General features: G+C 61.2%; 15 protein-coding genes, 3 tRNA genes and 1 pseudogene. 12 read left to right on the top strand and 7 right to left on the bottom strand.

Features of this window, described 5'->3' with window-relative positions:
• Positions 1–23: 23 nt before the first annotated feature.
• Positions 24–638, top strand: coding sequence for a TetR/AcrR family transcriptional regulator (locus X742_RS151490; RefSeq protein ID WP_023773066.1), 615 nt, complete (start codon positions 24–26; stop codon positions 636–638).
• 124 nt (positions 639–762) lie between these two features.
• Positions 763–1332 carry a DUF2569 family protein gene (locus X742_RS151495; RefSeq protein WP_023773065.1) on the top strand — a complete coding sequence of 190 codons (570 nt, stop codon included), beginning with the start codon at positions 763–765 and terminating at the stop codon, positions 1330–1332.
• Positions 1333–1434: 102 nt separating this feature from the next.
• Here X742_RS151495 and X742_RS151500 read toward each other — a convergent pair.
• Positions 1435–1510: transfer RNA gene (locus tag X742_RS151500), tRNA-Thr, on the bottom strand.
• A 153-nt stretch (positions 1511–1663) separates the two neighbouring features.
• Between X742_RS151500 and X742_RS1000000172585 the strand changes: the two genes are divergently transcribed.
• Positions 1664–1831 carry a hypothetical protein gene (locus X742_RS1000000172585; protein ID WP_023773064.1) on the top strand — a complete coding sequence of 56 codons (168 nt, stop codon included), beginning with the start codon at positions 1664–1666 and terminating at the stop codon, positions 1829–1831.
• Positions 1832–2042: 211 nt separating this feature from the next.
• Entirely contained in the window at positions 2043–2261 is a 219-nt protein-coding gene (locus tag X742_RS151505) for a hypothetical protein (protein WP_023773063.1), read from the top strand.
• 89 nt (positions 2262–2350) lie between these two features.
• Here the strand turns inward: X742_RS151505 and X742_RS1000000174035 are convergent, their stop codons facing one another.
• On the bottom strand, positions 2351–2563 hold the full coding sequence (locus X742_RS1000000174035; RefSeq protein WP_156939398.1) for a hypothetical protein: 213 nt from the start codon (positions 2561–2563) through the stop codon (positions 2351–2353).
• Between X742_RS1000000174035 and X742_RS151510 the strand changes: the two genes are divergently transcribed.
• Positions 2556–2861: a BA14K family protein gene (locus tag X742_RS151510; RefSeq protein ID WP_023773062.1), complete on the top strand. Its 306-nt coding sequence runs from the start codon at positions 2556–2558 to the stop codon at positions 2859–2861. The two genes, X742_RS1000000174035 and X742_RS151510, sit on opposite strands and share 8 nt — an antisense overlap.
• 67 nt (positions 2862–2928) lie before the next feature.
• Here X742_RS151510 and X742_RS151515 read toward each other — a convergent pair whose 3' ends face one another.
• Entirely contained in the window at positions 2929–3351 is a 423-nt protein-coding gene (locus tag X742_RS151515) for a hypothetical protein (protein WP_023773061.1), read from the bottom strand.
• Between the two features lie 99 nt (positions 3352–3450).
• Positions 3451–4272 (bottom strand): HTH-type transcriptional regulator BhcR, encoded by an 822-nt coding sequence (gene bhcR, locus X742_RS151520; RefSeq protein WP_023773060.1) that lies wholly within the window; start codon positions 4270–4272, stop codon positions 3451–3453.
• Between the two features lie 208 nt (positions 4273–4480).
• On the opposite strand from bhcR, the gene gcl reads away from it, so the two are divergent.
• Both gcl and otnI read left to right on the top strand, forming a co-directional pair.
• Positions 4481–6262: a glyoxylate carboligase gene (gene gcl / locus X742_RS151525; RefSeq protein WP_023773059.1), complete on the top strand. Its 1782-nt coding sequence runs from the start codon at positions 4481–4483 to the stop codon at positions 6260–6262.
• 210 nt (positions 6263–6472) lie between these two features.
• Positions 6473–7270, top strand: a complete 798-nt coding sequence (otnI, locus tag X742_RS151530) for a 2-oxo-tetronate isomerase (protein WP_023773058.1) — start codon at positions 6473–6475, stop codon at positions 7268–7270.
• 1047 nt (positions 7271–8317) lie between these two features.
• Here otnI and X742_RS151540 read toward each other — a convergent pair.
• Positions 8318–9166 (bottom strand): RNA methyltransferase, encoded by an 849-nt coding sequence (locus X742_RS151540; RefSeq protein WP_023773056.1) that lies wholly within the window; start codon positions 9164–9166, stop codon positions 8318–8320.
• Between the two features lie 200 nt (positions 9167–9366).
• Here X742_RS151540 and X742_RS151545 point away from each other — a divergent pair.
• Together X742_RS151545 and X742_RS151550 are read left to right on the top strand one after the other, a co-directional pair.
• Positions 9367–9451: transfer RNA gene (locus tag X742_RS151545), tRNA-Tyr, on the top strand.
• An 85-nt stretch (positions 9452–9536) separates the two neighbouring features.
• A tRNA-Gly gene (locus X742_RS151550) sits at positions 9537–9610 on the top strand.
• A gap of 78 nt (positions 9611–9688) precedes the next feature.
• On the opposite strand, the gene X742_RS151555 is transcribed toward X742_RS151550, so the two are convergent.
• Positions 9689–10153 carry a YidB family protein gene (locus X742_RS151555; protein WP_023773055.1) on the bottom strand — a complete coding sequence of 155 codons (465 nt, stop codon included), beginning with the start codon at positions 10151–10153 and terminating at the stop codon, positions 9689–9691.
• A gap of 131 nt (positions 10154–10284) precedes the next feature.
• On the opposite strand from X742_RS151555, the gene X742_RS151560 reads away from it, so the two are divergent.
• Complete coding sequence (locus X742_RS151560; protein ID WP_015318000.1) at positions 10285–10542, top strand: GlsB/YeaQ/YmgE family stress response membrane protein; 258 nt, start codon at positions 10285–10287, stop codon at positions 10540–10542.
• Between the two features lie 110 nt (positions 10543–10652).
• Here the strand turns inward: X742_RS151560 and X742_RS151565 are convergent, their stop codons facing one another.
• The gene (locus tag X742_RS151565; RefSeq protein ID WP_348524179.1) at positions 10653–11501 is read right to left on the bottom strand and encodes a DMT family transporter; all 849 of its coding nucleotides are present in this window, start codon (positions 11499–11501) and stop codon (positions 10653–10655) included.
• On the opposite strand from X742_RS151565, the gene X742_RS1000000175805 reads away from it, so the two are divergent.
• Both X742_RS1000000175805 and X742_RS1000000172580 read left to right on the top strand, forming a co-directional pair.
• Entirely contained in the window at positions 11446–11625 is a 180-nt protein-coding gene (locus tag X742_RS1000000175805) for a hypothetical protein (RefSeq protein WP_245273901.1), read from the top strand. The genes X742_RS151565 and X742_RS1000000175805 overlap by 56 nt on opposite strands.
• Before the next feature lie 208 nt (positions 11626–11833).
• Positions 11834–11907 (top strand): annotated as a pseudogene (locus X742_RS1000000172580) (elongation factor Tu); the annotation flags it as partial.

Below are 11907 nucleotides of genomic sequence, written 5' to 3'. Positions count from 1 at the left end.
TGTTTTCGTGGCAAGAGGCTGATATGAGCGGATTGCGGGCAAGGCAAAAGGCGGATCGTCACCGCCGCATCATCGAGTCGGCGGCGGCGCTTTTTCGCGAGGCCGGCTACGAGGGCGCCAAGATCGAGACGATCGCCGCGCAAGCCGAAGTCTCGATTGGCACCATCTACAATTACTACCAGAACAAAGGCGACATTCTCGGCGCCATCGTCTCGATGGAAGTCAACGAGGTGCTCAATGCCGGGCGCGGCGTGGTCGCCCGGCCGCCCGCCAATGTCGGCGACGCGCTGGACACGCTGATCGGCATCTATATCGAGCACTCGCTGAACTATCTCAGCAAGGAGATGTGGCGGCAGGCGATGGCGATATCGACGCAACTGCCCGACAGCCCGTTCGGCCAAAGCTACACTGGCCTCGACCGCTCGCTTACCGAACAGATCCGCGCGCTGATCGCCCGGTTGCAGGAGATCGGCCTTGTGCGGCAGGATATCGACGGCACGGCGCTCGGCGAACTGATCTTCAACAACATGAACATGATGTTCATCGAATTCGTGAAGCGGGACGACGCCAGGATACCGGAGTTGAGGGCCGCGATACGGCGACAGAACCGGATATTGGTGGCGGCGATCGGAGTGTGAGGCGTCAGGAGTAGGCAGGAGAAGTCGTCGCTTCGGCATCGGACGGCGTCTTACGCGATGATTGCCCTTGAGTTGAATTTGAAATCTGATACAACCTAGAGGAGCATAAGAAGGAGAAGTGTAAATGGGGACGTTTTCTATCTGGCATTGGGCGATCGTGCTGCTGTTGATCGGCGTGCCTGTTGTCTTTGCTGTCCGGTCGGCAGCGAAGCCGTCACAAAATCCTGAGGTTCTTGTGGGCTTCGGTGGCTGGCTGATGCTGCTGGCTATCGGCCAGACATTGTCACCGCTGCGCACGCTCGCCCATTTCGCCAATTCCGCCGACGGCTACCAGAAAATCATGACCCTCCCAAACGGCTCTCTGGCTGTGTACGGCGAGGTTGCCCTCAATCTGGCGTTTCTGGCGCTTCAGCTGGTGGTGCTGGTTTCAATGCTGCGGCGAAGCCGTCGATTCCCGCAATTGTTTCTCTGCCAATGGTTTGCAATTCCTGCTGTGTTTATCCTCGATACGATCTGGACTTCGTCAATTCTGGGAGTTCCGGTGAACGAGGTGCTCGCAGGCGACGCGCTGGCGACACCCATAGCTTCGTTTGTGGTGACCGGCATCTGGGCCGCTTATGTCTATAAGTCGGTGAGGGTGAGGAATACGTTCACCAGGACGAACGTGTCGGCCCAGATCGCGAGCGCTTCGTAGAGGTTGTGGCGATCGTAATCGCCCCACACGGGGGTTTCGGAGGACACTCCTGCGTCAAGGGACTCGGGGTGGCCCGCCACCCGGAGCTCGAAGAGAGTAGGCTGGTGCCCCCGGACGGAATCGAACCGCCGACCTTCGGTTTACAAAACCGCTGCTCTACCAGCTGAGCTACAAGGGCACGGCGCTCCGGTTAGCATATTTGTTGCGCCAGTAAAGACAAAACTCCGTTTTTGGGCATCAGCTGTGGTGGATGATGCCATAGCCGCATGCTGAAATCTGGGAACGCGCTTCTTACATCAGGGTAAGTGCAATGCGCTGAACGGAGTGTCGCATGATCAGGCTTGTCGTCATTCTCCCTATCGTCGTCGTGGCGTGGATGCTGCTGGTGAAGCTCATCAGCGATGTGAAGAAGGCCAATGTCGACTGGACTGGCGTCACCACCATCATCGGCTTCATCGCGCTCGCCTTCTGGCTTCGGCATATCACCGGCATGGGCTGAGTGGGTGAGTAGTGAGTAGTGAGTAGTGAGTAGTGAGTAGTGAGTAGTGAGTAGTGAGCAGCTACCGGTCATGGCGTGAGCCGGTACTGCCTACTCGGTTTCGCCAACACTGCGTCAAAAAATCTCCAGATCTGTCGAACCTTTTGCCGCGACGCGCCGACTGATCCTCAGGGGCGAATTGTCGCCTCGATCAGAGATCCAGGAGGTCATCATGTTCAAGCGCAGTTTCGTTTCCGGCATCGTCGCAATCGTCGTTGCAACCGGCGCGCTCGCCGGCACCGTTCAGTCCTCGTCGGCTCATGGCATGCATCATCATCATCGTCATTTCGACTACCTCTACTACCAGGATTACCCGGACTATCCCGATTACTGGTGGGTCTATGGCCATCACCATCATCGTCACCACCACCGCCACATCATCCTCTATTGAGCGCAGCCTGGCGGCTTGATTGAAAACCTATCCAGGATAGGGCGGCTTCGGCCGCCCTTTTCTCACTGATACGGCGCCTCCTGTCGCCGTCACGGACGATGACCGATCGGCGCAAGGTGCCTGAAGCGCCGGAATGGATGATCAACGCCGGCGAGGGTCGCCGCGCCTTTTAGGCAGCGAATTCCTGCTACTTCGAAAAAAATTAAAAAACCCGTCGAACCTTTTTCCTTGCCGCAACGACAGATCATCAAGAGGCGGATGGCTCGCCTCTCCAAACCAAGCAAGGAGATCATCATGTTCAAGCGCACAGTCGTTTCCGGCCTCATCGCCACCACCGTCGCCGCCGCCGCTTTGGTCGGCACCGTCCAGCCCTCGGCGGCCCACTCGCATCACCACGGCCTCGGCATCGGCATCGCCGCCGGCGTCGGCGGTTTCGTTCTCGGCAGCCTGCTTGCCCAGCAGCCGCCGCGCACCGTCTATGTCGATGAAGATGGCGGTTCCTGGCACGTCCGCCGCTGCTTCGATCGCTACTCCAGCTACGACCCGGACTCCGACACCTATATCGGCCGCGACGGCTACAGCCATTACTGCCAGCTCTGAGTGGCGACGGGCGACTGGAAAGAGGGGTTGCGAGGCAGCCCCTCTTCGTCGTTTGAAGACCGTCTTTCTAGAGGTGCATCTTCGGGTCGGGGATCGGCAGACCGGCCGCGCGGCAGGTGCCGCCAATCTGAAGCCGGGCAGCCTCGGTTTCGTCGCCCATCGCGACCAGTTCAAAGCGGCTTGAAGCATCCGGGTAGACCTTGGCGATGAACGGCTTGTCGCCGACGCCGGACGAGGTTTTGGCATTGACGGTGCCGCAGACCACGATCTCCTGGCGGCCATCAAGAGTTCGCTCGCCTGCGAGCATGGTCCCGAACCTGGCGGAGGCCGAATCCGGCAGCCTTTGGCGGATACCGCCCGTGATGATCTCCTCCAGCGCGAGTGAGATCGGAATGGGATTGACCCGCTGGTCGCCGGCATCGGATCGTGGTGCCACGGCCACGCATCCGCACAGCGAAATGGCGAGCAGAAGCTGAACCACTTTCCTCATTCGCCCCCTTTCGCATGCATTCGAACGCGACGGCAAGACGGTCAGATCCCATGCAGCCGGCGGCATACAGATTTTCGGCGCGTCTAGTCTATCCCTTGATCAGCCTGCCTTCGAGCCGCCGATCATTTTCGTCACTTCGGCCGCCGCGTCGCGCACCAGCGGGCCGATCTCGGCCAATCGCTCGGGCGTGACCCGCACCGTCGGCCCGGACACGGAAACGCCGCCGATCGGCTCGCCATACTCATTGAAGATGGCGGCGGCCACGCATCGCATGCCGGGATGGCGCTCCTCGTCGTCGACCGACCAGCCGCGATGCTTGATGACGGCCAGATCGTGGGCGAGGGCGGAGATGTCGGAAAGGGTCTTGTCGGTATAGCGCTGCAGGCCCGCCTTGCGTAGGATGGTTCCGACGCGCTCCGGTTCGAGATGCGCCAGCACCGCCTTGCCGATTCCCGAGGCATGGAAAGGGCTGCGCGTGCCCGGCCGGAAGAAGGCGCGGATCGCCTGGTGCGTCTCGACCTGGTTGACGAAGACCACGCAATCGTCCTCGGCGACGCCGAGATTGGCGGTCTCGCCGGTCTTCTCCATCAGTTCCTGCATGACGATGCGGGCGCGGTCGACCAGCTTGCGGCGGCGCAGGAACGCCGCGCCCATGCGGTAGGTCTCGACGCCGATCGACCAGAGCTGGTCCGATGTATCGAATTCGACCATGCCGTGGTTTTCGAGTGTTGTCAGCATGCGGTAGGCGGTGGAGGCGGCAAGCCCGCTCTGCGCCGATATCTCGCTCAGCGACAGGCCGCTGCCTTCCGCGACAATGGCCAGGATACGCAAGGCCCGGTCGAGCGACTGCACCGAGGCAGCTTCGGCCGGACCATTGAAGGCGCGCGGGCGGCCACGCTGACGTTTTTCGCTCGTTTCCATGGGCAGGCATTCTCGACCGTTTCTCCCAAGATGCAATGAAAAAGTTTTTCATGAAATTCTCGGTGCAAATCCTGGAAAAGGGAAAATGCAACAATATCAGTTGGTCAAAGCCGCTTTCTAGAAATGAAAAAATATTTTGAAAAAATTGAAAAACCAAAAAGCCGGTGACATCCTTAGCCATCCAACAATGATTTCGTGGAGGCTGGAAATGGCCAGGATGCGTGCTGTCGATGCTGCGGTTCTCGTTCTCGAAAAGGAAGGCGTCTCCTGTGCCTTCGGCGTGCCGGGTGCGGCGATCAATCCGCTGTACTCGGGATTGAAGGCGAGGGGCACGATCCGCCATGTCCTCGCCCGCCACGTCGAGGGCGCCTCGCATATGGCTGAGGGCTATACCCGCGCCAAGGCGGGCAATATCGGCCTCTGCATCGGCACGTCGGGGCCGGCCGGCACCGATATGATAACCGGGCTCTATTCGGCCGCGGCCGATTCCATTCCGATCCTGTGCATCACCGGACAGGCGCCGCGCGCGCGGCTGAACAAGGAGGATTTCCAGGCTGTCGACATCGCCGCGATCGCTGCGCCCGTCGCCAAATGGGCGGTGACGGTGATGGAGCCCTATCTGGTGCCGATGGCGCTGCAAAAAGCGTTCCATTTGATGCGCTCGTCGCGGCCGGGTCCGGTGCTGATCGACCTGCCGGTCGACGTCCAACTGGCCGAGATCGAGTTCGACATCGATGCCTATGAACCGCTGACCCCATTCAAGCCGGCGATGACGCGCGCCCAGGCCGAAAAGGCGCTGGCGATGCTCAACGCGGCCGAGAAGCCGCTGATCGTTGCCGGCGGCGGCATCATCAATGCCGACGCGTCCGACCTGTTGATCGAGTTTGCCGAGATCACGGGCGTTCCGGTCATTCCCACGCTGATGGGTTGGGGCGCGATTCCCGACGATCACCGGCTGATGGCCGGCATGTGCGGGCTGCAGACCTCGCACCGCTACGGCAACGCCACCATGCTGGAAGCCGATTTCGTCTTCGGCATCGGCAACCGCTGGGCCAACCGTCACACGGGTTCGGTTGATGTCTACACCAAGGGCAAGAAATTCATCCATGTCGACATCGAGCCCACTCAAATAGGCCGTGTCTTCGCCCCCGATCTCGGCGTCGTTTCGGATGCGGGGGCGGCACTGAAGATGCTGCTCGATGTCGCGACCGAGTGGAAGATGGCGGGCAGGCTGCGCGACTGGTCGAGCTGGGCCAGGGAATGCCAGGGCCGCAAGAAGACGATGAAGCGCAAAACCCATTTCGAACAGGTGCCGCTGAAGCCGCAGCGTGTCTACGAGGAGATGAACATGGCGTTCGGCCGTGACGTCACCTATGTCACCACCATCGGCCTGTCGCAAATCGCCGGCGCGCAGTTCCTGCATGTCTACAAGCCGCGCAACTGGATCAATTGCGGCCAGGCCGGCCCGCTCGGTTGGACCTTGCCGGCCGCACTCGGCGTGCGCGCCGCCGATCCCGAGCGCACCATCGTGGCGCTGTCGGGCGACTATGATTTCCAGTTCATGATCGAGGAACTGGCGGTCGGCGCGCAGCACAAGCTGCCCTATATCCACGTCGTCGTGAACAATGCCTATCTCGGCCTCATCCGCCAGGCGCAGCGCGGCTTTTCGATGGACTATGAGGTCAGCCTTGCCTTCGAGAACATCAACCGGGCCGACGATCCGGAGGCGGGCTATGGCGTCGACCATGTCGCGGTCGCCGAGGCGATGGGATGCAAGGCGGTCAGGGTGCGCAAGCCGGAGGAATTCGCCGGCGCCTTCAAGCAAGCGCAGCGGTTGCTGAAGGAACACCAGGTTCCAGTCGTGCTCGAATTCATTCTCGAACGGGTCACTAACATCTCGATGGGGACCGAGATCGACAAGATCACCGAATTCGAGGACCTTGCCGAACATCAGGAAGACGCGCCGACCGCGATCGTGATGCTCGACTGATTTTGTTTGAGCATCGGATTATCCCAAAACCTGTTTCCACTTTTGGGTCCGATGCTGCAGGGAGAAAAGGAATGCCGCGTTTTTCAGCCAATCTGTCGATGCTCTTTGGCGAGNGACCGCGATCGTGATGCTCGACTGATTTTGTTTGAGCATCGGATTATCCCAAAACCTGTTTCCACTTTGGGGTCCGATGCTGCAGGGAGAAAAGGAATGCCGCGTTTTTCAGCCAATCTGTCGATGCTCTTTGGCGAGCATGATTTCCTCGACCGTTTCGATGCCGCCGCCCGCGCCGGCTTCAAAGGGGTCGAATATATCGGCCCTTACGATCATCCGCCCGAGGTGGTCGCCGCCCGACTGAAGAAGAACGGCCTGACACAGGTGCTGTTCAACCTGCCCGCCGGCGACTGGGCCAAGGGCGAGCGCGGCATTGCCGTGCTGCCGGACCGCGTGCCGGAATTCCGCCAGGGCATTGCCAAGGCGATCACCTACGCGCAGGCCCTTGGCTGCGGGCAGGTCAACTGCCTGGCCGGCATCGCGCCAGCCAACGTCGACCGCAAGGTGCTGGAGGATGTCTTCGCCGAGAACCTGGCTTTCGCGGCGGAGAAACTCGACCAAGCCGGCATCAAGCTGCTGATCGAGCCGATCAACACCCGCGATATCCCGGGCTTCTTCCTCAACTACTCGGACCAGGCGCTGGCGCTGATCGACCGCGTCGGCTCGAAGAACCTATACCTGCAATATGACATCTACCACATGCAGATCATGGAGGGGGATCTCGCCCGTAAGATCGAGGCAAACCTCGGCCGCATCGCGCATATCCAGCTTGCGGACAATCCCGGCCGTCACGAGCCGGGTACGGGCGAGATCAACTATCCCTTCCTCTACGAGCATATCGACCGGATTGGTTATTCCGGCTGGATCGGCGCGGAGTACAAGCCGAAGGCAGGGACGGAAGCCGGTCTGGGGTGGTTCAGGGAACTGACCGGGCAGGGAAGTGCCGCGGCATAGCCGTCGGAATTTCGTAGAACTCGCGTTCGCGCCCCCTCTGCCATCTCCCCACGAGGGGGGAGATCGAAATGCATCACGGCTTTCGCCAACCTCCGGCGTCGCAGGGGCGAGCGACGCGCCGAAGCTGCCAATCTCCCCACCTGTGGGGAAGATGGCTGGCAGGCCAGAAGGGGCGCCACAGAACGCGGCCTAACAAGGACGGAGAACACACATGGAAACTATCGGCTTCATCGGGCTGGGCATCATGGGTGCGCCGATAGATCGGAAGAGCACACGTCTGAACTCNATCGACATGAGTTCGATCTCGCCGATCGAGACCAAGGAATTCGCCAAAAGGATCAACGATCTCGGTTGCGACTATCTCGACGCGCCGGTTTCCGGCGGCGAGGTCGGCGCCAGGGCGGCTTCGCTCACCATCATGGTCGGTGGTGAGGAACCAGCCTTCGAGCGCGCAAAACCCGTGTTCGAGAAAATGGGCAAGAACATCACTTTGGTGGGGCCCAATGGTGTCGGCCAGACCACCAAGGTGGCCAACCAGATCGTCGTCGCGCTGACCATTGAAGCCGTCGCCGAAGCGCTTGTTTTTGCATCGAAAGCGGGGGCCGACCCAGCCAAGGTCAGGCAGGCGCTGATGGGCGGGCTGGCCGCCTCGCGCATTCTCGAAGTGCATGGCGAGCGCATGGTCAAGCGCACCTTCGCGCCGGGCTTCCGCATCGAACTGCACCAGAAGGACCTCAACCTGGCGCTGGAGGGAGCAAAGGCGTTTGGTGTGTCGCTGCCCAACACTTCGACCACCCAGCAACTGTTCAATTCCTGCGCCGCCAATGGCGGCGCGAAGGAAGATCACTCCGCGCTGGTCAGGGCGCTGGAGCGGATGGCGAATTTCGAGATCGGCAGGGAGGCAAAAGAAATCAAAGCGGCATAGGCCGGAAGAGGGCGGCTCAACGTTCCCAAGCCGTCAACTTCTGTCTTAACCCAGCAACGGGTTCCGGCAAGCATCGCCGGGACCCGTTTTGATTTCTGGCGGGAGGCGCTTGCCGCTTCCTGTCAGCCGCGCTTCAGAAATGCCCGCGCCGCATAAAGGCTCACCGCCGCCGCGTTCGAGACATTGAGCGAGCGGATGGCGCCGGGCATGTCGAGGCGGGCCAGCGTCGTCACCGTCTCGCGCGTCTTCTGCCGCAGGCCCTTGCCCTCGGCGCCGAGCACCAAAGCGATCCTGTCGCCGGCAAAGCTGGTTTCGAGCTCAGCCGGCCCGTCCGAATCGAGGCCGATGGTCTGGAAGCCCGCTTCGTGCAACTGGCCGAGCGCATCGGCGAGGTTCTTCACCTCGACCTGATCGATATGCTCAAGCGCACCGGAGGCGGATTTTGCCAGCACGCCTGACTCCTGCGGGCTGTGGCGCGCCGTGGTGATCAGCGCGCCAGCGCCGAAAGCGACCGCCGAACGCAGGATGGCGCCGACATTGTGCGGGTCGGTGACCTGGTCGAGCACCAGCACCAGCCTTGTGTCGCCAAGTGCGTCGAGGTGCTTGGGCTTCAGCGCCTCGGCCTCGATCAGCACCCCCTGGTGCACGGCGTCCGATCCGGTAATCTTGTCGATGTCCCTGGGTTCGACCAGTTCAGCCTGGAAGGGCAGGGCGGCGAGATCGGCGATCTCGAGCCGTTCGGCCGCATTGCGCGTCACCAGTATTTTCTTGATCCGGCGGCGCGGATTGTCGAGTGCCGCGCGCACCGTATGCAGGCCATAGAGCCGCACCAGCCCATCGGCTGCGTTTTCGCCTGGTGGCACTGGTTGCCGTGGCTTGAACGCCGGCGCGCCGCCGCTCTTCTCGTCGCGAAAGGCGCGGCGCAGCTTGGCGTAATGGGTGTCTTTGGGGGTGTTGGAATTGTTGCTCATGGCCGGCTTCTATAGCCGTCTCCTCCGGCCAAGGATATGCCCTGTCGCCGCAGCCGGCGAACAACATCGAAAAACCGTGGCCGCGCGGTTGACACCCAATGGCCTTGCCGCCATAAGGCGCTTCGCTGGTTTCGGAGAAGACATCTATCTCGGGTCCGGATCGGCAAGAATGCCTCGTTGCATGGCTCCGGCGGCAGACTGGAGAGGTGCCCGAGTGGTTAAAGGGGACGGACTGTAAATCCGTTAGCTTAGCTTACGTTGGTTCGAATCCAACCCTCTCCACCACTGCCGGCCCGGAAGCCTGAACGTAAGGATCGGACCGAAAAGGGCATGGCGCTTTTCGGGTGAATCCGGTACTTCAGTGCAAGGTGCGGGTATAGCTCAGTGGTAGAGCAGCAGCCTTCCAAGCTGAATATGCGGGTTCGATTCCCGCTACCCGCTCCAGATTTTCAGCGACACAACCGGCAAGCCGAAACACCGCGCGGCAGGCGCGCAGCGCTTCAGGCATTGGTGTGCGCCGCGTCAGCTGTTGAAGGCGGAGGCGACCTGGTGCTGTTGCGGTACCTGGCCGTTCGGGGTCAGCTTGTCGACGATGCCGGGCAAGGCGGCCGATAGCTGCTTGAGCAGCTCCTGCTCGTCGAGCCCCGTCCTTTGTGCGATCTCGCGAATGACCTGCGGTCCGATCGCGTTGCCCAGCTCATTGGCGTTGATCGACTGGTTCTGCCCGGTGCCGACCCAGGAGTCGGCGACGTTGCCATGGCCGGCGTTCTTGAGCTTGTCGAGCAGCCCGCCCAGTCCCCCGAGCAGCCCACCGTCACCTGACCCGGTTCCGACGGGCGTGGGATCGGCGGGCGCGGGCGCTTGAGCCTGGTCCGGCTGTTCGGCGCTTCTGCCGCTCAGCATCTTTCCAACCAGCAGCGCACCGAGCGCGATCATCAGCGGTTTGGTGATATTGCCGCCGGGAACGGCGTTGTCAAAAAGTCCCATAGTGGATCCTCCATCTCAACCAAGCCTAGCCCGCCTTCAACAATGGCGCATTCGGGCGGAATTTCAAGCTGGCTTGAGCTTTTGACAATCATATGAAAATGTCCGGTTGGCGGAGGAATGGAGAGGAAAAAATGGGTATCATCAGCTGGATCATTCTCGGCGTCATTGCCGGGTTCATTGGCAGTAAGATCGTCAACAAGACCGGTCAGGGCATGATCATGGATATCGTGCTCGGCATTGTCGGCGCCATAGTTGGCGGCCTGATCTTCAGCGCCTTCGGTGCTTCGGGTGTGACCGGTCTCAACATCTATAGCCTGATCGTCGCCGTCGTGGGCGCCGTCGTGGTGTTGTGGGCCTATCATCAGTTCGCGGGCAAGCGGACGATCTAGTCGCGATCGGCAGACTATCGGCTGCCGAATCCTGAATTGCGATGATCCGCCGTCGGTGCTGCCTGCACTTACGGCGTTGGTCTGGTTATATGCCGGTGCGCCGCCGCGGATCAGGCGACCACGGCCAGCCGACGCTTGCGCTGGTCCAGCGACACGATGGTCAGCCCGCTGGCGACAACCAGCAGGATCCCGCAGACCGCCAGTGCATTGGGGAATTGCCCGAACACCAGCAGGCCCGAAATGACGGCCCAGACCGTGAAGCAGTAGTAGAACGGCGCCACCGCGCCGGTCGGCCCGACGCGATAGGCCATGAAGATGAAGAAGTGGCCGAAGATCAGGAAGAAACCGGCTCCCGCCATCAACATCAGATGGTGCGCCTCCGGCGCCACCCAGCGCTCGGAAACCAGATGCGCGGCGCCTGCGCCGATCAGGACCACGACGACCGCCGAGATCGCCACGATCATTCCTGGCACTTCGGCGGCGATCTTGCGGCCGGCCAGATCGCGCGCGGCTGCGAATGTCGCGTTGCCGAGCGCCAGCAAGGCGTAGACCGAAATGCCTTGCATGGTCGGCTGCGCCACCATCAGCGCACCGATGAAGCCCAGCCCGATCAGCGCCATGCGTTGGCCGCCGATACGCTCGCCAAACAGGATCGAGGAGCCGACCAGCATCAGCAGCGGCGTGATCTGCCCCAACGCGGTGGAATCAGCGATCTGCATGTTGGCGAGCGCGACGACGTAACAGAGGATCGCCGCCAGTTCGAGGAGGTTCCTGCGCAGCACCCGCCTGTCGAAGATCAGCGGGATCTGCTTGCCGTAGCCGAGCGCAAACAACAGCGGAAGGCCCCACAGCGTTGCCGCGGCACCACGTAGGAAGAGCACTTCGTAGGAGGGCAAACCCGACGTGGCGAGCTTCATCATCGTGTCGTTGACCAAATACGACCCGGTCGAGACGATCATGAACAGCGGGCCGCGAACGGCAGTCGGGATGAAATGCATCGGCGCAGGAAATCAGACGCGGATCGCCGCCGCAATGGGCCATGAACCGCTGATAAATCCGACAGCGACTGACGTGCAGGCCTGAGCAATCCTCGCTTCGCTCCCTCGGTTTTCGCCCATTCCATTTTCAACGGCGGATCCCTATATCAGCGCCATATCCCCGCAATCGGATCATGGGTTCTGGCCGAGTGAGATGGCGCCCGGGCAAAAGACGCTTGTGTTTTTTGGCCTTTGTCGCTAATCGCCCCGCATTCGACTGAACTGAAGGTCCAGGCCGTCCAAGGAAAGAGACTATGGCAAAAGGTAAATTCGAGCGCACCAAGCCTCATGTGAACATCGGCACGATTGGTCACGTCGACCATGGCAA

The organism is Mesorhizobium sp. LNHC229A00 (genome assembly GCF_000502415.1).
Classification (GTDB): domain Bacteria; phylum Pseudomonadota; class Alphaproteobacteria; order Rhizobiales; family Rhizobiaceae; genus Mesorhizobium.
The sequence above is the reverse complement of the archived record's forward strand: the minus strand, read 5'-3'. Positions and strand labels throughout refer to the sequence as shown.